Annotated in this window: 20 protein-coding genes; 12 read left to right on the top strand and 8 right to left on the bottom strand. The window is 28.5% G+C overall.

Translation table 11 applies throughout. From position 1 onward, the window contains the following. Positions 1-4: 4 nt before the first annotated feature. The 7 genes from ACRBBL_RS24410 to ACRBBL_RS24380 form a co-directional block, all read right to left on the bottom strand. Positions 5-517 (bottom strand): hypothetical protein, encoded by a 513-nt coding sequence (locus ACRBBL_RS24410; protein WP_431371716.1) that lies wholly within the window; start codon positions 515-517, stop codon positions 5-7. Then, the gene (locus ACRBBL_RS24405; RefSeq protein ID WP_431371715.1) at positions 510-4472 is read right to left on the bottom strand and encodes a hypothetical protein; all 3963 of its coding nucleotides are present in this window, start codon (positions 4470-4472) and stop codon (positions 510-512) included. The genes ACRBBL_RS24410 and ACRBBL_RS24405 overlap by 8 nt, the downstream gene beginning before the upstream one ends. Beyond that, the gene (locus ACRBBL_RS24400) at positions 4472-6769 is read right to left on the bottom strand and encodes a hypothetical protein (protein ID WP_431371714.1); all 2298 of its coding nucleotides are present in this window, start codon (positions 6767-6769) and stop codon (positions 4472-4474) included. Before ACRBBL_RS24400 ends, ACRBBL_RS24405 begins: the two co-directional genes overlap by 1 nt. A 37-nt stretch (positions 6770-6806) precedes the next feature. Next, the gene (locus ACRBBL_RS24395; RefSeq protein WP_431371713.1) at positions 6807-8762 is read right to left on the bottom strand and encodes a DUF3732 domain-containing protein; all 1956 of its coding nucleotides are present in this window, start codon (positions 8760-8762) and stop codon (positions 6807-6809) included. Further along, the gene (locus ACRBBL_RS24390) at positions 8762-9298 is read right to left on the bottom strand and encodes a three component ABC system middle component (protein ID WP_431371712.1); all 537 of its coding nucleotides are present in this window, start codon (positions 9296-9298) and stop codon (positions 8762-8764) included. Before ACRBBL_RS24390 ends, ACRBBL_RS24395 begins: the two co-directional genes overlap by 1 nt. After that, positions 9288-10403: a hypothetical protein gene (locus ACRBBL_RS24385; RefSeq protein WP_431371711.1), complete on the bottom strand. Its 1116-nt coding sequence runs from the start codon at positions 10401-10403 to the stop codon at positions 9288-9290. The genes ACRBBL_RS24390 and ACRBBL_RS24385 overlap by 11 nt, the downstream gene beginning before the upstream one ends. Before the next feature lie 137 nt (positions 10404-10540). Further along, positions 10541-11674 carry a hypothetical protein gene (locus ACRBBL_RS24380; protein ID WP_431371710.1) on the bottom strand — a complete coding sequence of 378 codons (1134 nt, stop codon included), beginning with the start codon at positions 11672-11674 and terminating at the stop codon, positions 10541-10543. Between the two features lie 30 nt (positions 11675-11704). On the opposite strand from ACRBBL_RS24380, the gene ACRBBL_RS24375 reads away from it, so the two are divergent. The 12 genes from ACRBBL_RS24375 to ACRBBL_RS24320 all read left to right on the top strand — a co-directional run bounded on the left by ACRBBL_RS24375 (position 11705) and on the right by ACRBBL_RS24320 (position 23412). Beyond that, positions 11705-12220 (top strand): hypothetical protein, encoded by a 516-nt coding sequence (locus ACRBBL_RS24375; protein WP_431371709.1) that lies wholly within the window; start codon positions 11705-11707, stop codon positions 12218-12220. Positions 12221-12304: 84 nt separating this feature from the next. Next, positions 12305-12751, top strand: a complete 447-nt coding sequence (locus ACRBBL_RS24370) for a hypothetical protein (RefSeq protein WP_431371708.1) — start codon at positions 12305-12307, stop codon at positions 12749-12751. A gap of 4 nt (positions 12752-12755) precedes the next feature. After that, positions 12756-14261, top strand: coding sequence for a hypothetical protein (locus ACRBBL_RS24365; RefSeq protein WP_431371707.1), 1506 nt, complete (start codon positions 12756-12758; stop codon positions 14259-14261). 12 nt (positions 14262-14273) lie between these two features. Beyond that, positions 14274-15005: a hypothetical protein gene (locus tag ACRBBL_RS24360; protein WP_431371706.1), complete on the top strand. Its 732-nt coding sequence runs from the start codon at positions 14274-14276 to the stop codon at positions 15003-15005. Beyond that, positions 15002-15274, top strand: a complete 273-nt coding sequence (locus tag ACRBBL_RS24355) for a hypothetical protein (RefSeq protein ID WP_431371705.1) — start codon at positions 15002-15004, stop codon at positions 15272-15274. The genes ACRBBL_RS24360 and ACRBBL_RS24355 overlap by 4 nt, the downstream gene beginning before the upstream one ends. Before the next feature lie 573 nt (positions 15275-15847). Further along, a complete protein-coding gene (locus tag ACRBBL_RS24350) occupies positions 15848-17608 on the top strand; it encodes a helicase HerA domain-containing protein (RefSeq protein WP_431371704.1) in 1761 nt (586 codons plus the stop codon). Then, entirely contained in the window at positions 17605-18471 is an 867-nt protein-coding gene (locus ACRBBL_RS24345) for a replication-relaxation family protein (protein WP_431371703.1), read from the top strand. Before ACRBBL_RS24350 ends, ACRBBL_RS24345 begins: the two co-directional genes overlap by 4 nt. A 180-nt stretch (positions 18472-18651) precedes the next feature. Then, positions 18652-19194, top strand: coding sequence for a hypothetical protein (locus tag ACRBBL_RS24340; RefSeq protein ID WP_431371702.1), 543 nt, complete (start codon positions 18652-18654; stop codon positions 19192-19194). 17 nt (positions 19195-19211) lie between these two features. Next, positions 19212-20024 (top strand): hypothetical protein, encoded by an 813-nt coding sequence (locus ACRBBL_RS24335; RefSeq protein WP_431371701.1) that lies wholly within the window; start codon positions 19212-19214, stop codon positions 20022-20024. Then, on the top strand, positions 20025-22463 hold the full coding sequence (locus ACRBBL_RS24330) for a hypothetical protein (RefSeq protein ID WP_431371700.1): 2439 nt from the start codon (positions 20025-20027) through the stop codon (positions 22461-22463). Then, positions 22453-22920, top strand: a complete 468-nt coding sequence (locus ACRBBL_RS24325) for a hypothetical protein (RefSeq protein WP_431371699.1) — start codon at positions 22453-22455, stop codon at positions 22918-22920. The genes ACRBBL_RS24330 and ACRBBL_RS24325 overlap by 11 nt, the downstream gene beginning before the upstream one ends. A 306-nt stretch (positions 22921-23226) precedes the next feature. Then, positions 23227-23412: a hypothetical protein gene (locus ACRBBL_RS24320; protein ID WP_431371698.1), complete on the top strand. Its 186-nt coding sequence runs from the start codon at positions 23227-23229 to the stop codon at positions 23410-23412. On the opposite strand, the gene ACRBBL_RS24315 is transcribed toward ACRBBL_RS24320, so the two are convergent. Beyond that, complete coding sequence (locus ACRBBL_RS24315; protein ID WP_431371697.1) at positions 23409-24800, bottom strand: hypothetical protein; 1392 nt, start codon at positions 24798-24800, stop codon at positions 23409-23411. The two genes, ACRBBL_RS24320 and ACRBBL_RS24315, sit on opposite strands and share 4 nt — an antisense overlap. Between the last annotated feature and the right edge of the window lie 14 nt (positions 24801-24814).

Genomic DNA, 24814 nt, shown 5'->3' with positions numbered 1-24814 from the left:
AAGGTTAAGTTAGTAAATTATTCAAATCTTCAATAAAATCGTCATGTAGAAGACTTAATTCAAATTTTTTCTGAACATAGGTGAATGTTATTTTTTTATCTAAAAACTGCTTATTTAACTTTATAAAGTAAGGTTCTATCAATTCTTCTTCATATTTAGTACAAATTATAATCTGTTTATTAAATGCATTGAGCGTTAGATCAATTTGCGGTAAAATTAAATCCTTAAGTATATTAATACCTTGTTGTAATTTTTGTGATTCACTTTTTGCTGGATATAAATTTAAATCACAAAGTAGAGTTAAATCACCTTTTACTTTAGATAATAAATGACCTATTTTCTCATTAATGGGTTTGTAGTTATTTTTAGGCTGATTGACTTGCAATACTTCCGTAAACTCATTAATTTCATTATACTCATTAACCACATTTCTATAATCATCAATACTATCAAATACATCTTTAATTTGATTATACTGATTTTCTCTATCTTCTATTATTAAATAATATTTACTCATTTCTTTTAAACTTGTAAGTTACATAAAAATATTTATCATCTATATCATATACTGGTATTGGATATTGTAAGTTTTTGCATATTAGATAATTTAAATACAATCCCTTAGGTTTTTTATCCCTATAACCATCTCTTTTTATTTTCCTTTTATCATTATCATTTAAATCATCTGGGTTACTCATCAAATTATAAATTTTAAGCTCTTTATTACCAAATAAATCATTTGATAATTTTATAAAAATGTCTTTACCTGGTATACCATTCTTTTTACAATTTATAAAAACCTCTTTCATTAAAGTTAAAAAAACATTCTTGTTCATTGTAATCTCAAAATCAATGTCATTAGAAATGAAATCGATTTTTCTAACAGAATCTTTATTCTTAGCTAGTTGCCCCTTAAATACAAAATCAAAATATTCTTCTAATTTATTTTTTATTAGATATGGTTTCCTTTCTTCTTTGATATTTTTTGATAAGTCAGGGAAATACTCTTTAATTTTATGTTTAATATCTAAATCCAACATTAAAAAATTTGCGTATTTCTTATAAAAGATAGACTCCCATTCTTTAATATGGCTATGACTAATTCTATGTAATTCATTAACTGTAAGGTCTTCACCGTGCTCAGGAGCCGAATAATCAATGAGTCTATTTTGTTCTTCTACAAATGCCCTAAGACTATCATTGATTAAATGATTATTTATAAAGTTTCTAATATCTTCTCTTAAGAGTAAGAGTAATCTAAGTTGCTTAGGATCAAAGCGTTTAAAATGTAATGTATTATTACTTTTATTAACTGTATTATTATCATAGAAACATAAAACTGCAACAGGCGTAGATTTATAATTTAATTCTTTTTTAGACTTATCTTTATTTATTTTTGCTATTCTTAAAAAGAAAAGGTTTTTATATTTTTCCGAACCTGTTACTTCTATTTTATTTTTAAAGTCAATCTCTTCAATACTATCCTCTTCATATGACTTACGATAATGATATTCGTCTTTATCACAAAATGAAACCTCAAAAGTTGAACGAGGCTTATGCGTTTTTAATTCATAAATACCATTAAACATTTGATTAACTATACTATTTTCAATTTTTTCTTTGCCTATAAGGCTATGTTCCTTAGATGTAGAATATTCGCCAATTACATTTAAATTATCATAATTAGTATCGTTTTCTTCTCCCTTATATTTTACAACCAAAAAAGCTCCTCCATTATTAACACCTAAGATTTTACAGGATAGTTCTAATATTTTTTCAATTTTCTTTTTAATTCCCGTATTACCAAGACCACTTTTTTGTTTAATATCATTGCTTATTAACGATTTTGCAATAATTAAATACTTAAATGATTCAAACAGAATTTGTTGAGGATTATGTTCAGGCATAGGAACATTGTTATTAAATTTTGATAGCATTTGCTTAACACCTTGAAAGATATAGATGTCATTCTTATTATACTCTTCAAGCCTTTCCTCTATTATCTTTACATCCTTGCTATCAAAATTAATTATTAACTTAGCATCAGACTCTAATTCATTAATAAACTTGTCACAAAATGTTTTAAAGATGAAAGTATTTTCTAATACTAGTAATCTCAATAAATGTAAAAAAGGGTTATCATAGTCATTTCTTAAATTAACTTTCTCGTCACCATTTTTATTGATTATATCAAGCATTTTCTTAATATTTTTCACCAACTCTATAGCTTTTGCTTCGTGATCCACAATTAATTCTTGTATGAGACCAACATAATAGGTTGTAAAACCAAATATATATATGTTTTTAGGCTCAGTTTTAATTTCATAATTATTTGACTGTATACTCCATTTATACTTATTTGAATAAGATTTCTGGGTAACCGAAAAACTTTTTAGTAAAATTCTTATAGCTTTAAGCATATCGATTGAATAAATATAATTCATATTCAATTTAGTTGCTCTTTTTAATAAAAATTTAAAATTATGATACTCAGAATATTTAGTTAGATTGTTAACTCTAAAAAAATCTTCTTTGTTCCAATTATGGCTACATATGCTATTTACTAAATTAGAAAGATCTAATATAACCCATTGAAATGCAGATTTCTTAATATTATGATACCTAACATAAGGTTCTATAGTACATATTTTTAATAATATATTTTTTAATTCTGTTTTATAAATTGAATATGTTTTCAAAAAACCTTTGATAGATTCTCTTCTTCGAAAATAACGTAGCAGTTCTTTATGATCGCTATTTTGAAAGAAGCAAATTATTTTATCCTCTTCAGAATAAATAAAATTATTTTCTTCTTCCGAACAATTGAAAAGATTATTTAACTCGTGCTCTAGTAAAAATTGAAATAGACTTTTGTGTTCGGAAATTTTATCATCAATATTTGCAGTTGTATTTAAATTTAAAGGTTTGAATTTGCTCTCTCTCTCCTTAAAATGCATTTGCATCATATCAAGAACAGAATTTTTGGCTAAATTTTTAAATGCTGACTTTAATCTTGTATATGGATATTCATTTCTATATGGAATAGGCGGTACATTAGTTCTTAAAAAGTATAAAAAGCTTTTACTATTTGGCAATTTAGAGATTAACTTCTTCTCATTAAAATAACCCAACCTATTTATTAAACATAAAGCAAAATCTACTCCCTTATGACCTCTTATATTTTTCACATAAAGATTAATTAACCCAAATGAATCACCTGTTGCCATAACATCATCTACAAACAAAATCTTATATGCAGATTGCAAAATACTCTTATAGAAGATTTGAAAATTATGTATAAGTTCGTTCTTTACGTCATATTGTATAATCGTTGCATTATCACTAAAAAGCTTATCATTAACCAAATTTACAAAACCAGAGTTTGAACCACCAGTTGGTGTAATAATGACTATATTATTAGAGCTTCTAAAATCTGGAATAGTTTCTCTTTCTTTTTTCAACCATACATCGCCAACATTCACTTTATTATTCCTCAAAAACTGACCAGCCTTGATATAATAGATATAATTAGAATCATTTTTTTTAAAATGCTCTCGTAATACAATTCTGTTTTTATTATTAGCAAAATTTAATTCATCAAAAATATCTGATACATTGTCGCTCTTCGCTCTAGGGTATTGAAATATTAAATCAGGTACAAGGGAGTTTTTATCAGTTTCTATGAGTACTTTTTCTTCTATAAGATTTAGTGACGCATCAGATTTATTAGGATAACATTGAGAACAATTATATGTTTTCACCCAATCAGTATTTAAAGGAACAAAGTATTTAACTTTTACAATCTCTTTTTCAAAAAATTTATCTAATTGAGGTTTTATATCTATAATGCCTTTATCAATTTCTGCTTTTTGCCAACCATATTCATACTCAATATCTTTATCATTAAACTTATGATTTCTATTATCATTAGGGATAAACGAATCTTTATTTCCAATTACTAAGCAACTAATATAAGGTTCTAAAAAATTGACATTTTGTTTAGCATATTTTTTTTGTAAAGTGTTTTTAATTTCTGACTGAACTCTTAATGAGGTCGAAAAAGTAGTACTAATAGGTGTTATAAGAATAATATTTTCATTTATTTTATTGGGGTTTTTAGAAAAAAGTTTATCGCGTTTATAAATATGGTGATTGAATTTCTCAAAGTTAAAATCAACAAGATATTTATCATTTAGAATTTTTCTAATACTACTTACTAATAACTCAGAGTACATTTCATAACCAATCAATGTAATTTTATTTTTTTCAGCTAAATCTTTTATAAAAGAACTGTGATTTTCTACAATATATTTGCTTATTAAAAAAGCAAAACGATTTGCGAAAAAACTATTATAAAATAACCTTTTAGCATAAAAATAGTCCGTTATATGAATACGTGAACCTAATTTTAAATGGCCCCCAAAAATTTTATACCCCTCAATTCTTTCAAAATATGTTTCTCTTTTACTCATTAAATCTTGTCTTTAATTTCAATATTCAGAAATGAATGTGCCGTTTTTTCATATATAGTTAGATACTCGTCTGCCTTTAAAAGTAATTCAAAATTTAACAACCTTCCTTCTTTTAAAATGTTATTCGTAAATAACATTTCTTCATTGGGTAAGTCTTTCTCATCATAATCTGGTTCTGTTATTAAAAACATATTCAAATGATAATTAGAAATATTCTTATTCAACTTCACATATTTCATGTAATCTTTAGAAGTTAATAAATCATTAAAGTAGAATATGTTATTATTGTTAACTACCTCAACAAAAAACAGAATAAAGTCATTATCACTCCAAAACCCAAATTTAGTATCTTTAAATAATTTATTGAGGCTTATTATTTCATTATGTATATTTTCATTTACCCTTTTAATAATAATATTGCTATTTTTTTCAGGATTTTCTATATGCAAAGAACCTAATAGTCTAACCCAATCACTTGAATTATTTATGATATTTGAACATTTTTTTGCATCAATTACGACAACAATATCTTTAGAGTCTTTAATGACTGATATAGAATGATTTATTAACTCCTTTGCTCTTTTGATTTTTTCATATTTATCTCTTTCTGTGATAATAGATAAATCAATATCCAATAAAGCTATTGAATTTGAGAAATCAGTTTTAACATTTCCATATTTATAATTAAATAACTCTACAAATAAAGTCGAATCTGAAGTAGGTAAAATAGCTACAACTTCATCTTCTGATACTGCACCTCTATACTCATCAAAAGATTCATTTACAGGTATATTTATATTATAGTTTGTTCCTAACTCTATTGTATTATTAACTTCATCTGAACTCATATTTATTTGTTTGTTATTAAAACTTATATAAGATGATGCTGATGAAATATCCTTTAATCCATAAGAAGAAGATCTAATTATTCCATTTTTTTTATCTAAAATTAAATTAGAAAAAATTAGCAACCCTAATCTTGCATATACTCGTTTTACTTGATGGTTTAGATAAATATTTGTAAAGTCTAAAAATCGAGATATATTAAACATTCCGCTTTTTAGATTCTGCAAGTCTTCTTCTAATAGCACTTTAGATGAATCATCGCTCATTAAAATTAAAGATTCAATATTATTATAATAAGTCTCTAAAACTGAATCTTCTCCTAAATCAAGAACATTGATTTGTAGAATGTTTGGTTCATTCTCTAATGTATCATCCTTCCAATTCGTTAGAGTTTGATTTTTTTCACTATTAGTAATATCATTAAAACCTTCATTGCTTAATACTCGAACTGTTATAGCTCCTTTAAAATCCGATTTAGTACCTGAAACGTGTTCAATAATATTCTTTGAAAGTTCTTCAATACCAAAAGAAATGTCTGTGGTGTATTTTATAATATATTTTAAGTGGCTTAAATACTGTTTTTTATATACTTCGTAACCCTCAAGATCATCGTTTGGGTCAATTAATTTTGAAGCATCAAAGAGAGTGCTATTTTGAACGAGAATTGAAAATATAAATACTTGAAAATAGTTAAAGTTATAAAATTGACTTTTCTCTAGAGTATTGCTTATGTCTTGTATTATATGTGTAGCTGTACTTCCCTTTCTAATTTTACCAAAACTAAACTCATTCTTTCTTTTTAAAGAGTCACTAACTGTTTCATTATATTTTTCTTGGATTAAATACCTTAGTATATTTAGGTGCGAAAATGCTTTAAACATATACCTCCAAGCATAGTTTACAGCATCAGTATCAAATAATGATTTTAATACAGCTTTTTTAAACTCTTCTTTTCGAGTTATTTCCTTAAAAATAGTTTCTAGTTGATTTTTTATTTTCTGCCTTTCAATAAATTTTAGTAGGTCACTATCATTTTTTCTTTCTTCAATAAAAAGTCTGTCATAGACTTCTTGGTTAATTAAAAGAGGTGGTAAAAATTCTTTAGAGCCCTCAAAAAAATACGCTTGTCTTTTACCTTTATTAAATATATCAAGAAATAGTTCATAAGGTGCTTTTCTTAAAACACCAGAATACTGAACGGATAAACGTAGCACCTTAGACGCAGGCTCTTGATTTGAAAAATCTATTCTTACTTTATTAATATTATGTTTTTTACAAATAAGACTTAAATAAGTATATAATAATTCATCCAACCGATTCACCTCATTTGTGAAAGTGATTTGTATAGCTAAGACTGTTTTTTTTTCTAATAGTAGTTTTTTATATGGTTTAATGAGATTCTCATTAATCACATTTAGTGAAACTATATTTTTATTAATTTTTATATTCAACCTTTCTTATTTTTGTGTTTATATTTTCTATTAAAAGTTATATCAAAGCCTCTTCTTCTTGACCTGCCCACCACCTTTTTATTACATAACTTTCATAATTATATTCATCTTTTAAATTTAGATAATCAGCATGATCAGTCACTATGACTTGAGGTAAATAACCAGATTCTTTTTTTACATCCTCAATTTGATCCAAAATTGTATTGTATATATTATCTACTTTTTCAAATTCTTTATTTCGACTTTTTTTATCATCTATCGAAGGTTCATTTGGAAAATAAATTTGACTTGGTTGATCTAAAAACAATACGCTTGGTATTTTTGATTCTTTTTCAATTGTAGAAAGTTTTAAAAAACTTAGAAATACTCCTATATGGCTGGCTAACCAATTAGACCCACTACCCAATTCACTTAGACGAACTCGTGTTTTATTTGTATTATCAAAAATTGAAAAAGTAAATTCTCTAATATCAAATTGAGAATTAACGGGTAAAAATCTATCTTCAAAATCTAAATTCGAACATATTTGACCAATATTTTGATTTAATAACCTCTGCGCATTATTTAATTTACTTTCAATATCAAAAACACCTAATTCTACCTTGAGTCGATCAATAGCCTCCTTTATATTTTTAAGTTCTTCTTCATAATTAGATAATAATGAAGAATTAGTAATGTTATCAATTATTAAATCGAGTTTTGCTTTTGCATATATAGCCCTATCACTTGTAGATTTGAAACTTTCTATATCTTTAAATTGTCTTTCTAGATATTTTATCTGTGAATTTACTTTTCTTAATTCATTATCATATCTGTCCTTTTCAATTTTTAATTTTTGAAGTTCAGAACTATAATCTTCTTTAAAATCTTTCGTTTTCTTTAATTCCTGCTCCAAATCCTGACGAGCTTCATGTAGTTTTTTTAGTTCCTCTACAATAATTTCACTACTATCTTGACCACATAACGGGCAATTGCTTTGTCTATCTTTTATTTGCGAACCTTTTTTAGCTTTATCCCTTAGCTCAAGTAAACTGACTTGGTAATTAACTGTGTAGTTATCATATAATTCTATGTTTGCAATTCTCTTTTGAATTAAATCTCGTTTAGCCTTTAATTTATCTCTATATTCTTTTTGTTCTATATATCTAGTTGATAAAGTTTCGCTAACAAAGGTTTTTTCATTGTAATCAGGTAATTGATTTCTTAAAATTAATAATTCTTGAACTGAATAAGCTGCTGAAAAGCTTTTTCCAATAATTGAATAATAATTTTTGAAATGAGCGTTCAACTCTTTAGTTTGCTTTTCAATTTGCTTCTCTTCTTTCTCTTTTAATTTCAACAATCTATTCTGCTTATCAAGAAGTAGTTCTTTTTCTCTGATGTAAGAGTAATACTTATCTCCTACCCAACCTAAAAAAACAGGTAATTGACTAATTGTATCTTTCTTTCTTATCGGGTCATCAAATCGACTAAATAAAGTATGTTTACTTGCTATTAAGTTTTGATGCTGAAACATAAAAGAAGTTAAGTTTCTAATACTTGCTGTATGCCCTTCTTTTTTTGAATTTAGAGTTTCATTTGTATTCTTAACATTGACACCAAAGAATTGAGCTATTTGTTTTTTTACAGAGGTAAGTTTTTGAGGTGAAGAATTATTAAAATAAGATAAATCTATGTCCTCAATTTTAGTATATTCTCCTACAACATTACAATACATATTTAAATTCCCGCCAGAATCAAAACGCCTTCTTCCTATTATTATAAATTCACCTTGTTTCTCAATAATAATAGCATATAGCTCAGTCCAATCATGTATCTTACCTCTTGGAATAGAAGAAAACTTACTACAAAAACAATAATCTACTATTTCTATCAAGGCACTTTTACCTGTTTGTGAAGCTCCTGTTATAATATTTAAGCCTTGCTTTAGCGGTACTATACGTTTCTCTTTATCTCCTCCAAAAAGGAGAATATCTTTAATGTAACAATTCATTAGATTCTACTTATTTGACATTTTCTATAAAGATTTGAAATTGATTCTTTCCCAAAAACAACACCTAAATTGCGCATGCATTTGTAATAATCAAAAAGAAAATCTTCTGTATCCTTTGTTTTTGTATAGTCATACATTTTGAGAGGAATAATTTTTGCATTTTTAATACTAAAACACCCCCCATTATAAGCTATTAATAAAACCTTATTCATTAATTCTTTATAGTTATGATATTTTTCTTCAATTACTACCAAAGATGTTTTATTCATTAATGATTCATTGTAAGTTTCAAATATTTTATCTTTTTTATTTTTGGCCTTGCTTGCAGGCGCATAAAACAATGAATCAAAAGTACTTGAAGAATTCGCAGAAAATAAAATTCCATTCCGAATACTTTTGGTCAAGATAAATGGTAGAATAAGATACATAACATTAACATCTAGTTTTTCTTTTCCATAACCTTCAAAGAAATATGGTAAGGTTTTACTTAACCAAAAAGGGTTCTCTGTAATATTTTTAATATTTTCAATCTTCATCTATTAACCACCTATATAAACCATCATCTACAATTGAATGAATATTTCCCCGTTGGAAAAATGTTTCATTATCTATAGATTCTAAATCAATCAAATCAATTTTATAAAGACAATTAAAAAAGTTTTTCTTTGACTTTTGAATTTTTTCGCCAGACTCTAGTTCTATTAATTTCTTATTACCGTTGAGGTATCTATAAAGCTCTCCTCTTCTGTAATTCATTATGTCTTGTTCAAAAAGAATATTTTCATCTATTAAATCAATGATTGTGTCATATGTCCTACAATAATCACCAATCCCAAGTTCAATTTCAGAAACATCTAACTCAATTTTCTTCATTTCATCAACAAAAACAGTTTCTTCATAATCTTCTATGGAAATATCATCATATTTTTTGAGTAGCTTTGGTAACTTTTTCTTAGTACTATAAGCTGAATGTTTTAAGACTCTATGCAACTCAGAAATATTTATTTGCCATTTATCATCTCCTTCCAAACCTTTACGAAAAATGAAGTATATAACATCACTTATAATTGTTTTCGTCATAGCTTTTGTATGAAGTTTGAATAAATCAAGTTTTTCTAATTCCTGATATTTCTCTTTATCATTAACGCTTGACAAACATATATGGAATCTATCTAGTATATCTAATAAGTCGTTTTTAGTATATAAATCATTAAATTTAAATACCTCATCAAATAGTTTGATCTTTTCTTTAGAAGCATTTTTTCTTCCTCTAATCTTGTTGGAAGCTTCAACCAATTTTTTAAGTTTATTCTCTTTGGTCATTTCATTCCAATCAGGAATACTTTTATCACTTACAACAGGTGAAGTACTAAGCAGTAATAGCTTGTCAAATTGATTGAATTGTTGAAAATCAACAACCCAATTCTTTAATGTATTCCAGATTTGATATGAACCTAAAGTGATAGCTTCTTCTAGGTCTTTTACTTCAATAGATGTAGTCAAGGTTGATATATCGCCATAATTTTCAATATGTATAATATCATCTTCATTAGCTTTTAAACATATTTCAACAGCCTCAGCATAGTGTCTTAGGTCTCCTCTTTTTTGTTTATATGCATCTCCAACTGTTGTTTTGCCCATTAACTATTTTAAAATTCAGCAAACATAACTTACAAAAGTTAAGTTTTAAGCTACAAAATATAGATATAATTTTCTTTATAAAAAAATATTCTGGTTTACTGTCTATTATTTACACACAAAAACTAATAAATAAAATATTATGACTGCTCTTCATAATATAAGTTTGCCTTTAACCTCAGAATTTTTTCAATACGTGGCAATTCATTCTTTATTGTATCGGTTAAAAGTTTCCCTTTTTTAAAAAGTTCTGCATAAATTTCGTCTCCATTTCTTTCCGTATTATTTTTTTTATTTATTGAGACACTGGTTACAGGAGAACATATACGAAATAAATTAGCATCTAAAGTGTCTAAATCTCGCCTAGGAAGAATAAGTTCAAAAGGATATTTGACCCTAACAGCAAAGCCAATACCTGCAAAACGTTGATATCCCTCTTGAGTTGAGCCTAGCTGTAAAATTGAAAATTCATCCAAAATACCCTCGTTTTCATCTGGTCGTTTAAAACTAAACATATATGCCCAATCAACATCTATTTCCTGCACGTAAAAATTACTTTTAGGCGAATTTTCTAGTGGAAAAAGATCATTATATTTTAGTTTTTCTGTATCAAGCTCTTTATAAAAAAACTTTCCTTTGTGATTTTCAAAAATAAAATTCGCTACTTCGAATTTTGGTGGTTGTCCTTGATTCTTTTTAAAAACAGTAACCTCATCAATAAAGAAAACATTGTAAAAGCCAGTATAGTGTTTGTAAAAATCTTCTTTTGCTTGATATTTTTGTAGTAGCACATCAGTACTGACAACGCCGATATCGGGATAGATTAAGCGTTTTAGAAAAGATTTTTCTTGAAATTTTTCTTCATTACTGGAAACTAAAAAACAATTGTAGAGACTCTCATTGGCTATAAAACCATTGATGCCTGCAAAACCGCAATAGATTGCATAAAAATCAAGATATTCTTTTTTGGTAGGATTTGAAAAATTACGTTTATGTCGATTAACTATATCCGTATTAATAACATCCTTTAAATCTTTACTCTGATTTAAAATCCAAGATTTAAAAATAGTGGTTTGAAAATAAGCCTGAATTTTGGTTTCAATAATTGTATTTTTTTCGATGCTTAAGTGATTGTAATATAACTTTAAATGCTTCATCACCTGTTCTACCTTATGAATAATATCATTCGCAGAAAAGTTATCTTGAGAGTTTCGAGCTTCAAAATACACCCATAATGTATTGCCTGTTATTTTATTAAGTAGGTTTCTTGACATACAGATAAAAGTAAGAAATATTCCCTATAAATGGAACAAGAAAAACGGTTTCGCCTGCTCTCCACGCCTAAAAAACACAAAGTGAAGCCTTTTACGGGTATTCCTTTAGCTCGAAAAGATGTCTTGGGTATTATTGGAATGGATGAAATTCATCAAATAGACACCGAGTTAAAACAAGCTGCTGAAGATAACTTAGAAGGCTATGCCCGTAGTGTTATATTGGTTGATTATATTACCAATAGCATTTTCTTTATCATGGACGGCGCCAAAGAAAATATGATCTATCCTGAGGATTGGGAAACTTCACTTTTTAAACCTATAAATGAATTTAAAACTCAATATTACACAAGTGAAACTGATTATTTAGAAGAGGAAGATATTAAAGAAGCTCTAAAGGACAAACTCTATTATGTTATAACTCTTTTTGACCACTTCTCATGGTCGCCTGATAAGTCAAAAAATAGAGCATCTTTGGAACACTATTTATCATTTCTGGAACAAGGAAAAACACTTGTGCGGAACTTTTCTATAAAAAAGACGGATTAGGCTCCAGAAAGACGCTAAATAGTATTTAAAAGACGCTATCACTTTTGAGCACCGATTGTAGCTTGAATGGAAAATTCAATATCCATGAAAACAACAATTCAATCTTTCAATCTACTTTCAAAAACCATCAAAAAACGTTTTGGGGAAAAACAATTCCAAGAATATTTTTCAAAAGATCCGCCCGAAGTTTTAAGCGATCTAATGCAAGAAAATTATTTACTCTTAAAATATGCTCCGAGAGAAGCAGATTTTTTGATACTTCCAAATTATGAATTCTTGCATGAGTCTAATTTCTGGAAATTCAGAGGTGCCTTTTTTTGTTGTACGCTTCCGTTGTTACTAAAACTACTCCTACTTGATACTATCGTAGTACAAGCAGATAGTTTAGGTATTGAAGCTTTTCAGAATTGGATTCCATTTTTCCGAGAGAGCTATAATCGAAAATTTATTGATCGTCGCAATTTAGAATGGGAAGCCTTTTTGTTTCTCGATACCGATTTTATTCAAACATTCACAAATCCAAAAAAATAACTCTATGAAACCAAAACAAACACTCAGTCACTTGCAGACGGCTGTTTTAGCAGTTCTGAGTATTTACTTAAAACTCACTATAACAGAGTGTAAAAATGTTGCCTTCGACTTTTATAAGACCGCAGGGAGACGAGTTAAAATATCATTTTTTAAACAAGCCGAAGACTTACTCAAATCGTGGCAATCACTCTACATGAAACAACAGGAATATGTTGAACGACTGATATGGAATTACAAACATGTACATATAAATTTCTCAGAATCGAGAGACAAATATTGTGATTTTATTACACAAATAGACAAACAAGGCATTCCGATACACAAGCAAGATCGTGAACCACAACTGGTGCCATTTCCTGAATTTTCAGAACTTCCGAAAACGAATTTTATACCTCTTAAGCAACGTGCACTCTCCAGAGTAGCACTCAGCCCTGAAATACATGAAATTCCTGGCACTTCTCCCAAACTCATTGCCAAAATTAGTGGTATTGCTAATCAGCTTGGACAAATCAGTACACAAGATTTACGAGAACAATTAAGTTTTAAAAAGTTTGCCGAGAAATTGCCACAAATAACCAATCAAAAAATCCGTGAAATCCCAGTACTGCAAAATGTACTCGCCGCTCTCTCTAATGGAGTCGGGATGCTATTGATACTCATTCTAATTTATCTATGTGCGTTAATATCTGAAGTTATTGTCTTCCTTAATCTTGGGACAACTGTTTTAGGGCTTCAATTTTGGAAGGCTATTTTTTTCTCTTTAGTATTGGTAGGAGCTTCCTATTTACTTGGATTATTGTTTTACAACTCAATTGTGAAGTTTGCTCGTTCAGTCAAATATATGCCTTGGATTTACTGGTTGTTTTTGGCTTGTGTGCTTTTTTATGTTACTAGTGCGGGCTATCTCAATTACGAACAATACAATAATACTAAGCGACAAGAAAAATACACCATCGCAAATGAAGATTTGAACAATTTATACACCATTCAATTTACTAATCCGAATGATCCCAATATTAAAGCGGATATTGACCAAAAAGAAGCGGAAGTTTCCAGACTCAAAGCACAGTTACAAACGGACAAACCAACCACAAATATTATTGGTCGAATGCTATATATCTGTATTAGCTTGGTTTCTTTGCTGGTATCTTCAATGCTGTTAGCTTTTAAAATTATTGTTGGACGCGTCTATTGGCTGAACCGACAACAAAAGCGTGCCTTAAAATCCATTACTAGTTTTCCGAGTATGTACGAACATGAACTCAATAAACTGCAAAAAATGCAAGAACTTATGAGTTTGTATTGTCATTTCTTAGGCAAGAAAACGGCTCTGCTTTCATTACAAGCAGCACCTCCACAGGTAGACGAGTTACTGCCAACAGCATCTCAATCACCAATACCCGACACTCCACAAAACCAAAAAACAACCATCCAATCTGAAAGTACCAAATCAACAGCAAATCAAGACATTCTTGATACCGCAGATTATGAAACATTATATCAATCTTAAAAATTCCAAACTATGAAAACAAAAACAATTTTATCAGTGATTCTCTGCCTTGTATTCTCCATGGGTTTACAGGCACAAAGAAATACCGTTTTGATCTTCCAAGATTATAGCGGTTCAGTAAAAGCAAATGAAAATCATATCGCTAAACAAAAAACCGTTTTAAAAACAATTTTACTCAAACACATTCAAAAGCCGAATGACAGAGTAATTGTGTCGTACCTTTTCCATAACAGCGCATCAGTGACCAATCAACGGGAATTTGTCTTTGAAAATCCAACTAAACGAGAAGCAAAAACGAAAGTCGAAACAACCCGTCAAAAATCACAACTACTTAGAGCCAAGTTCCGATTTATCACTAATGTTTTACAAGCTTTTGAAACACGTCAAAAGCGGAGCCATCAAACGAGGATTTTAGAAGCGATTCCAAAAATCCATGCTCTTGCAGGAGATAAAGACACGCTCAAAATCATTTTTCTATCTGATATGCTAGAGTCTTCTCCAAGGAGAGAACTAAGTAGAATAAATTCAAAATTAGACGCAGAGACCAAAGCCAAGTATGACGCCCAAAGAATCATAAATGATTTTGGAATATCAAAAGTAAAATACCCCAATATAACCATAGATTGTTACTTGCCGCTTGGCATGATGGAAAACCAAACGGCGTATCAATTTCTAAATTTTTATTGGACAACTGTTTTTAAAATCGTCTTTGATACGGAGAACCTTAAATTCCACATATTATGAATAATAAAGAAATGGTCTTAGTGAGTAAGACAAAACTTTTAGACGCTATACAAAAAGTCGTAGAGAATGCCTTAGAAACTCATAATACAGACAAACAGCCTAAATATGTTTGTCCAAAAACGGCTATGGCTACGCTGAATGTAAAGACGAGTAAGTTGCAACAACTTCGCAACTGTGATGAGATTAAATACAGTAAGACATCTAGTCGTGGGCTGATGTATGACTATCAATCTTTGATAGATTATTTGGACAGAAAAGTGGTTGAATAAACCACTTTTTTGAACCAAAAATGTGAACAAGAACAAACATTAAGACTTAATGAAACAGGGTTCGGTGTCGCGCAACTTTGTCGGATCAAACGCAGACGAAGGGCGTTTGCCCTCGGAGAGGAGGCGGTTGTAGATGATAGGCATTCATTGAATATGAATGAGTATCATCACAGAGGCTATTTAAGATAGAGAGAGTAAAGAGAGGCAAGAAATAATGCGGATTTTGAGCGTTTTATCATGCATTTTTAAGCGTCTAAATGAAGCCTTAACGAAGTATAAATGCAGTCAAAATGTAAATTTTAAAAATCAATTTTTCAGTAAAACACAAAACTATGCTTATCGGCGCACTCATTTATTTTGGTCTTATTATCGGCTTATATATTGATAATTCTTCGCTTCGAGATACGAATAAAAAACTCAAAGAAAAACTCGGAAAATGTGAGAATGATTTGAAAACTTCTCAGAAAATAAGACCCAAATTCAACCCGAAAAATATTTCAATCATTACGGAAAAGCACTATTTAAAAACCTGCGAAGAAAACAGACAACTCAGACAAATAATTCAACAGCACATTGAAACCTTTTAATATCAACAAAACCGAATTTTTAGAAAAAATCTATGGTGAATTACCATTAGAAATTCTTTTGTCCAAAGACAAAGCAAATGCGCTCGATATTGGAGAATTTGAGATCAATATGGAAGAAATAAAATCAATCATATTAGAGAATGATGAGGCGTTTGATTACTTAGTAGAAGTCTATAACCAAGATTTTTATACGCGTCTAAAACGTATGCATGATTTTAAGTTTTCGATGTCGTCAGAAATACAAAGGCAATTTCGGAACAGTTTTGATACCAAACGTAAAAAGTTAAAACCCGTTCTGAAGATTGCAGAAAAGAGGCTAGAGTATTTTTCCGCTATTCCAAATGAAGATGAAAAATCGCCGACTTTATCCACCCACGAATCAGAACTTAGACTTCATAAGGCTCAATTTTTATCCCAACTGGATCATGAGCAGACGTTTTTTTTTGAAAAAAGTTTCAAAGCTCTTTTCCCATATTATAACCTATGTCGTCATACCTACTGTATTGGTGCGAGTGGTTCAGGGAAATCTGAACTGCTTAAAATTATGACCTATCATTTTAGCCAAAATAAGGCGGGGTGCCTCGTTTTAGACCCACATGGCGATCTAGTGAAGGATTGCTCATTTTTTAAGCACAAAGACGAAAAAATCATCTATTTATCACCAGAGTTCGGGAAGTTCAATTATTACTTTCGTTACAATCCATTCTTTCACGAATACTTTGACAAACCCGAACGTGAAAAACAGGCATTTATCAGTGTAAAAGCCAGTGAACTTCTCAATGCATTTGCTGTGATATTTCATACGGAATTTAGTGAGAACATGCGTCGCATAATCTATAATTGTCTCTTGGTTCTTCTGAATACCAAAGGCAGTAACTTGCGTGACTTTATGCAGTTTTTACGTCCTGCAACCAGTGAGCTATACGAACAACTTGCCGCCCAGCATTACAATGAGAACGTTCGACTTTTCTTCGCTCATGATTTTAACCAAAAACGTTTAGAAATCACAAAAGCAAGTGTGTTAACCCGTTTTGAGAACTCACTTTCCAACTATTATCTGGCTGAAATTTTTGATTGTAAAGAACCATCTTTTAACCTTAAAAAATCACTGAATGACGGATACACCATACTGGTAAACGCCAGTCAAGGATTGCTTGGTGAATCTGGCTGTAAAATTCTTGGTTCATTTCTTATTTCTGAACTTACTACCCAAGCATTGCAAAGAGCCAACATTCCAGAACAATTTCGCAAGCCTTGGTTTGTTGTCGTTGATGAACTCCAAAACTTCCTAAGCGACAGATTTGATAAAATTTTATCTGAGGCGCGCAAGTATTCGCTCCATTTAGTACTTGCAAATCAATTTTTACAACAAATCGAAAATACTCGCCTTCGAAATAGTATTCTCGCCAACACCAATATCAAATGTTGTGGATTTACCAGTGCCAAAGATTTTGAAGTTATGAGTAAAGAGATGGGGTTTCGAGGTAAAAATGTGCCAATTCTCGGAAAAGGAAAATTTATAATTCGCATAGGTAGTTTTAAACCGATTTTGATTCAATCATATAGCTTTTTATTAGGGCATACAGGATCAAATTATCTATATAAAGAACAGCATAGAAAACGCCTCAATCAAACCCTTAAAACCTATTACACTAAAACTGAGTCAAAGAAGCAAAAAACGGCCTCTACACAACCGAACATACCAAAACCAATTGTACCACTTCCGAAACCCGAAAAACTCTTATGAAAATACTCAGTGTCAAACACACTCGCATTCTCTTATGGCTCGCTCGATACAAATATTTATGTACTGAGCAAATACACCTTCATTTATTCCCCAATAATACAGTAAGAGCCGTACAACATGCCTTAGAATATCTTGATAAACATGGTTACATAAAACGAGCTAAATTGCCAAAAAGTAAGAATCTCAATTTTGGTTACCTATCCTACCTCACTAAACAAGGACTTGAGCTTGTACAAAATGAACAACAAAGTGATAATTATAAGTATATTAAATACACCGTAACCAAGCCTTTTTCGTCTATAAATCATTATTATCATCGGTATCAACTCATTAATTTTTGGATAAAATTAGAAGCTGATTTACGACAATTACCGATGCTTGAACTCAAAACTATTTTGACGGAATCTGGACAAAAGAAAATCGGTAAAAAAAGTTTGATAGAAACCAAACTGATTATGGATAAATTGTCGATTATTCCTGATATGATTTTTATTTTGAAAAATATAAAAACTCAAAAAGAAGCACTCTACATGGTAGAAATTGATACAGGAAAAGAAGCTATTGGTGGGCAATTTAACACCATTCCAAAAGGTTCTTTACTCTACAAATACAAGATATATGAAAAGTTTTTACAGTCTCTTTCTTGGCAAAAACAACTTGAAACTACAGCGCAAACTTTCCAAGTTTTAACTGTAACAGAGCGAAAAACACATTTAGAAACGCTGATGAAACGAATTCAAGAAAATATGACCTATCCAGATCATTTTTTAGGGAGTACCCATGAAAGTATAAAACAAGCAAATGTTTTTACTGGTGTAACTTGGTTTAAATCAAATTCTCTAATGATTGATAGTTTGTTATAGCAAATTGAGGAAAACCGTAATTATTTATCTAGATTAATTTTTATGTTTGAAAACATAAAAATATTTTATTAATGACATAAATATAATTTAAGTATTTTTCTTTAATAATTGAAAAAAAATTACTACTTTAAAAAACTTTAGGTATTTTAATTTTTAACACCGCAGACAAACTTACTTTTTATGAATCTGGATGATAAAGCAAAAGAAACAACTGAACAACAACAAGTTCCAGAGACAATTAAACAAGATGGTTTTCTTTACTCTAGACTTTTTCTTTTTTTAATGTTATTTTTATTAGCAGGATCTTTAGATATAATAATTACTTCTTTCAAAGAACTTTCTAATGACTCAGATGTGGATATCTATGATTGTTTAATTAAAAATGCAAGTAATACTAGAAAACTTTTTTATTATGCTTTTTCTAGTTCTTTATTATTAGCTTTTGAAGTTATTGATAATATCTTTTTTAAATTCAGTCGACTAGTTAAATGGATCTACTTATTAGTTGGTTTCCCCTTCTTTGCTATAATATTATCTTTAGTTATAAATAAAGACGGAAAAAATGAAACATTCAATACAGCTTTTTATGAAATAGGAACAATTATTGTTTTCATATATGTATTTATTTGGGCAGTAACAATTAAATGTATCCTTTATTACAATAAAAAACTATATGCTTCTGATCTTATTTCACATTATGATAAAATTTCTAGAACACAATAATTATTAATCAATCTTTTATGATAGTTAAAATTTCTATTATCCTTTTCTTCTGTCTTTTTATTTTTGGCTTATTAATGATCTTTAAGATTATAAAAAAAGAATTAATCCCAAAAATTAAAATTGTAAATACTTTTGAAAGTTTAAAAAAAATAGTTGACACTAATCAAATACAATCAAAAGATGTTAGTTATCTATATAGAAAGAGTAATTCTCTAACTTCAAATGATAATATAGAAATTCCTTTATCATACAGAATGTTCATTCATAATAATTATTCCAAATTAGATTCATTATTAGATTTAGGACATGAAAAAATTATATTTTCAGTTTTAAATATATTATCAGTAAGTAATTTAAATAAGAAAGAAATAAAGTTTTTAAATGAAGAATTTTATTTTAAGAAACTAATTACCAATGAAAATCCTAAAATACTAAAACAAATTTGTTTTTTAGGTTTTAAAAATAATGCTCTTGAATTAACAAATGCAAGTTTTAATCAAGGATTCAACAATGACCAATTTCTTGAAGATAAATTAAACTTTATTATTGAGAGATACGAAATTGATTCTTCAAATAAAAGCTATTGCTCTTTTATAATGGGACGATGGAGAAACCAAACATTATATCTAATTGAAGAAAGTAAAGATAATAGAGAATCTACTATTCAATATAACAGGTTTTTGAAGATTACTAAGAACATTTTGAAAAGTCGAAAGAAAATTCCAGAATATATAACATCTTCAATTGATGAAGTTTCATTAAAAATTAAACCAGCTTTAGAAATAGAACAATACCAGAAAGTATATTTTGAGGATATTAAAAATTTATAAATGAAAAAGCAACTAGAAAACACTTTACTTTATCAGCTTGATCCCGAAGAGATTGATCAAATTATAAATGATTATGAGTGCTTTAACACTATTAAATTTTGTTTTAATATTGACGCATACGATATCCAAAAATATATTGACCCATTTGATATACTTTACAAAAAGTATAATAAAAATGAAATCTCATTAAGTAAAAAATTACAACAAGATTTAGTTATCAGAGCAGATAAATTCTTTGCCCTTGATACTTTATTTGTAACTAGTAAGCATAAAAACTATCTTTTAAAAGAGTATAAAGTCGAGTTGAATCAACATAAAAACCAATTCAATTCTCACAGAAAAAATTATGAGATGGTTCTTAACATTTTAGATGGTGTTGATCATGAGAAAATCGAGTCTTACATTTCAGAAAACTTTTCTGAATTTTATTTTCTTTTATCTGGTTATAGTATCAGTGTTTCTGATAGGTTTAAAAAATTGGTTGATAATAAATTGATCAAAACAAATGTTGAATACGAAGAAAAGTTTTTTTCAAATTTAAATCCATTTCAGGAAGAAGATAGAGAAAGAATTGTTTCAATTTATAACCTATTTAAAAAGAAAAGCTACGCAGATTTTTTAGATGCAGTAGCAATTTACAAAGTATTTATTCTTAACGACAAAAATATTCAAGGGAAACGTTTTATATATTTTTCTTCAGCTTCAAAATCATATGTGGTTTTAGAAAAAATCAAACTACTATTAGAAGAAAATCATAAAGATTGGATTTGGCTTAAAAATATAGTTAAAAAGCATCAGGGCGAAAAATTACTATTCTTCAGAAATGATGCTTATTATTTCGGTTTTTATGTATATAAAACTTTACTTAAACAAAATCTAGAGTATGATAAAGATAGATATAATCGTTTTTTTAGATTAGCTTGTCTTAATCGAAAGTTTTTGAACGAATCAGCATATATAGATGCGGTTTCATCTTTAATTTTTAAGCAAAGAGAAGTATATGAAAATTTTACTGTTTTTTATGAAAGGTTTGACTTTATTAAAAAATTAGAAGCTTCATCTATAAAACATAAAAATTCTAGACAGTTATTAAATAAAATTCAAGCTTTAATTAATAATATTGGAGAAAAAAATAATTTATTTGAAGCACTAGATATTAGAATTTCTGATGCAGTATTATCATTTGATATAATAGAGACGCTATGGAATTTTTGCTGTTTGGGGACAGAAATGGAATTTGACAGAGGAAATGATAAAGTAATCTCCCTTTTTAATACTATTCCTCCACTATTTATTCTAAATAGAAAAAAGTTTCCTGACTCAGAAAAGAAATCACTATTACAAAATAATGTAGAGGGATTGATTCTTTTTGCTAGCTTGAATGAAACAGAAGAATCAAGAGTTGATCTAGAAAAAATTATTGACTTACTACATGAATGTAAGACCAATAGAAATGATTATAATGACTTACTTTACATTTTTCTTCTAATGTTTATCAAATACACTGAAAAAGAAAAAGATAGTAATGAATTAGCTTTTGAGTATAGTGAAAGAAAACTTTCAGAAATAGAAAATAAATATGAAAAATTTAAAGACTTTCCGCATAAATTTAACAAAGAAGATAAATTTCTTATACAAGAATTAAATGTTTTAAAATTATGGGCATTCAGAAGGGTTGGTCATAAATTTTCTAATCATGCTTTAGATGAAATCGACAGACAGCATAAAAATCTAAAAAAACTATATAATGAAGATTATAGATTTAAAACATCTCATTTTCTTTCAAGGATTGATTTTCTTTACCCTTTTATTAAAGGTAATTCAGATAATTTAGATTTAATTATCAATTATGTAAATCAAACCATTAATTTTGGTAATGATGCTAGACATTCTTTAATGGAAAGTAATTATAAAACTGATGCTTTTACAAGACGTAACTACTTAACTCTAACTAATAGTTTATGTTTCTCTTATTGTGTGAAACTAGACTTAATTCTATATAAAGAATCAAGAAAATCACCAAACACTTTTAACTCTATCAAATTAATAAAAATATCCAATATAAATGAAATATATAAAAATTTAGTTGGTGATGACGGTCTAAAATATAAGCGTAAAGAAAATTTTAAAACAAAACATCAAAATAGTTCAATGACATATGAAGAGTATCTATACAAGCACCCAGTATTTGCATATGTTGAAGCATACGTAGAATACCTAGAAGCTCATCTAAATATTAATAATAAAGAGAAAAAAATAAAAGAAGCATTAAAAGCTCTTAGAATTGGTATGAGTGCGATGAGGAAAGATAGTGAAAGAAGACCTCTTTTAATTAAAAGTTTTGAAATACTAGAAAAAATATTAGAAGAATTCAAAACACAAAAAAATAAATTGACAAATTCATATTCTTGCTTTATTTTAAAGCTCGATGCTAAATAAAAAACCTTTATATGAAATCTTACCTAGTAAAAAATACTCTTTATATTTAGATTTATTAAGTCTCTCTATTAGTAGATATCACAAAAGTTTTAATAATATATTTGATAAGGAACATTATGCTTTAGTTCAAAAATTAGTTAAAGAAAATGAAAATATAAATAGTATTTTTTCACTTTTTGAGAATGCAAGAGCAAGTTGGAAATTTCATACTGTACATGAATTTTTCGCTTTTATGGGTTTTGATAATGACATAATTAATCAAATTGATACTGTCGTAGATAAGTTCTCTACAAAAGTAGAGTTAGTATTAAATGCATTAGAATCTAAAAATAAAGCGTCAGTTTATTATGCCCCAGAGTATCTGCAAAATAATAAAATATTTATTGAGTATTTAGAAAAATTAGATATTCAAAATTCTAAAGCATTGAAAAAAATTCTTAATTCATATCCACTTTAAAAATCATAGAATTAATATATTTCAAAAATATTTGATATTATTCTTCTATGGTTATTTATTTTGTTGATTATTAGTCCAATCATAAAGCAAACATATACAACACAATATTAACTCTTGTTCCTTAGTAAGTTTCTTTAAACTAAAAACATTGCTCGCATCGCAAAGATGTTTCATCACTTTTAGAAAGTCTTTTTCGGTTAACTGAGTTTTATTTAAGGTCATTCAACAACACTTTATGATTTGTAAGTGTTTGAGTCAAGAAATTTTCTTATAATTTTTTGTATGGATATACAAAAAATAGGTTTAATGAGTAGTAAAGATGTTTGTAAATTTATCAATATAAGCAGACCTAGATTGCGCGAATTGATTGATGATTATAATTTACCAAATGTTTCTTTGAGTTGCGGCATGGTTTTTCTAAAATCTGATATAGAAACATTCCAAAAAAATCGTCAGCATAAACTTAAGCATAGACGAAAAAGAAAGAATTAAAATTGAATGTTATTGTTCCAAAATTGAATTTTACCTAACAATCTTTTAAAAAACTGCACTAATCTTTGTTTATAAGCCAATTCTTCTTCTCTTCGATATATCACATACCTATGTACTGGGTGTGATTCAAAATAGCTTGCTTGCGCAGAGTGGTAGGCACCTGCGTTGGATACCCAGAGATAATGTCCTTCTTTAGTTCTTCTAGGTAAGAAAACATTCTCTACAAAATCCTTTTCATGAGAAGTTCTTCCAAAAAGAGTAAAATTAACCTTTCTTGATCGCAATTTTTTTCCACTTTTTTTCATGGCTTCAAAAGGAAATTTCCATTTGTGTATTGTATAATCACTAAACGAGGTGAAAATACCATCTCGCATCCACAGATAATATTTTCCATCTCTTTTTCTTTTTCTAGAAATAGGAATCATTAAATCTATACATGTGCAGACCATACCTCGTCCTGGTTCAATGATGATTTTCCCATTTTCACCCAAAAGAGGTTCAATAAGATTCGTAGAAATTTTATCTAATTCGGACAAGTAATTTTCAAGGATTTCCATGTTCTCTTTTTGTCCTTTAAATTGATTTACTGGTATTCCACCGCCATAGTTAAAAACGGTAATTTTCTTATCAGTCTCTTTTATCACTTTTACAATTTCCTCGATGTAAGCACAATGAATATCAGGTCTGAAATTTTGTGAGCCTATGTGTGTTGAAACACCTATGTTTACTTTCATACCTGATTGTTTTGTCGCCTTGTCAATATGCTCAATAATTTCTTTCCCTTTTTCAATTGTAGCTCCAAATTTTTCAGATAAGGCTATTTGAGCTTCTGATTTAACAGTTAATTTTGGAGAAATTCGAACGACTATTTCATATTCTTTCCCTGATTGTAGTTCGCTAAATATTCTATCAACTTCAAAAATAGTATCTGTTGTAAAGTGATGAACACCTCTTTTAATAGACTCTTTAATGTCGCTTACTGATTTTTCAGGGTGGTTATAAAAAATTGTAGGAGGACTTAAATTCTGATCTTGAAATATTTTTTGAATCGTTACAATCTCCATTGGAGAAGCGCAATCAAATGAATTAATACCGTTTGTTGCTAGAGTATTCAGTATCGCGTTATGTGGATTAGCTTTGATTGCATACGCAACAAACCGATTAGATTTATTTTTCTTAAAATATTTAAAAAAAGTTTTTATCCTATTTTCTAACTCTATTTGGTCATAAAGATAAAAGGGCTCATCAAAACATTTTGTTGTAAGTGTTTTAATCAGCTTTTTTTGATTGATTTCTCCTGGCCAAATACTTCTACTTTTTTCAATATCTACAAACATTTCGTTTGTTTTGTCATAATCTCTTGTAAAATTTATCTTCCCTTCTGACATAATTAGTTTTTGAC

The organism is Kordia sp., assembly GCF_050633145.1.
In the GTDB taxonomy this organism is placed as follows: domain Bacteria; phylum Bacteroidota; class Bacteroidia; order Flavobacteriales; family Flavobacteriaceae; genus Kordia.
The sequence above is the reverse complement of the archived record's forward strand: the minus strand, read 5'-3'. Positions and strand labels throughout refer to the sequence as shown.

Coding starts and splice junctions, on each gene's coding strand:
- ACRBBL_RS24410 (WP_431371716.1), bottom strand. CDS start 517: ATGAGTAAATATTATTTAATAATAGAAGATAGAGAAAATCAGTATAAT.
- ACRBBL_RS24405 (WP_431371715.1), bottom strand. CDS start 4,472: ATGAGTAAAAGAGAAACATATTTTGAAAGAATTGAGGGGTATAAAATT.
- ACRBBL_RS24395 (WP_431371713.1), bottom strand. CDS start 8,762: ATGAATTGTTACATTAAAGATATTCTCCTTTTTGGAGGAGATAAAGAG.
- ACRBBL_RS24390 (WP_431371712.1), bottom strand. CDS start 9,298: ATGAAGATTGAAAATATTAAAAATATTACAGAGAACCCTTTTTGGTTA.
- ACRBBL_RS24385 (WP_431371711.1), bottom strand. CDS start 10,403: ATGGGCAAAACAACAGTTGGAGATGCATATAAACAAAAAAGAGGAGAC.
- ACRBBL_RS24380 (WP_431371710.1), bottom strand. CDS start 11,674: ATGTCAAGAAACCTACTTAATAAAATAACAGGCAATACATTATGGGTG.
- ACRBBL_RS24375 (WP_431371709.1), top strand. CDS start 11,705: ATGGAACAAGAAAAACGGTTTCGCCTGCTCTCCACGCCTAAAAAACAC.
- ACRBBL_RS24370 (WP_431371708.1), top strand. CDS start 12,305: ATGAAAACAACAATTCAATCTTTCAATCTACTTTCAAAAACCATCAAA.
- ACRBBL_RS24365 (WP_431371707.1), top strand. CDS start 12,756: ATGAAACCAAAACAAACACTCAGTCACTTGCAGACGGCTGTTTTAGCA.
- ACRBBL_RS24360 (WP_431371706.1), top strand. CDS start 14,274: ATGAAAACAAAAACAATTTTATCAGTGATTCTCTGCCTTGTATTCTCC.
- ACRBBL_RS24355 (WP_431371705.1), top strand. CDS start 15,002: ATGAATAATAAAGAAATGGTCTTAGTGAGTAAGACAAAACTTTTAGAC.
- ACRBBL_RS24345 (WP_431371703.1), top strand. CDS start 17,605: ATGAAAATACTCAGTGTCAAACACACTCGCATTCTCTTATGGCTCGCT.
- ACRBBL_RS24340 (WP_431371702.1), top strand. CDS start 18,652: ATGAATCTGGATGATAAAGCAAAAGAAACAACTGAACAACAACAAGTT.
- ACRBBL_RS24335 (WP_431371701.1), top strand. CDS start 19,212: ATGATAGTTAAAATTTCTATTATCCTTTTCTTCTGTCTTTTTATTTTT.
- ACRBBL_RS24330 (WP_431371700.1), top strand. CDS start 20,025: ATGAAAAAGCAACTAGAAAACACTTTACTTTATCAGCTTGATCCCGAA.
- ACRBBL_RS24325 (WP_431371699.1), top strand. CDS start 22,453: ATGCTAAATAAAAAACCTTTATATGAAATCTTACCTAGTAAAAAATAC.
- ACRBBL_RS24320 (WP_431371698.1), top strand. CDS start 23,227: ATGAGTAGTAAAGATGTTTGTAAATTTATCAATATAAGCAGACCTAGA.
- ACRBBL_RS24315 (WP_431371697.1), bottom strand. CDS start 24,800: ATGTCAGAAGGGAAGATAAATTTTACAAGAGATTATGACAAAACAAAC.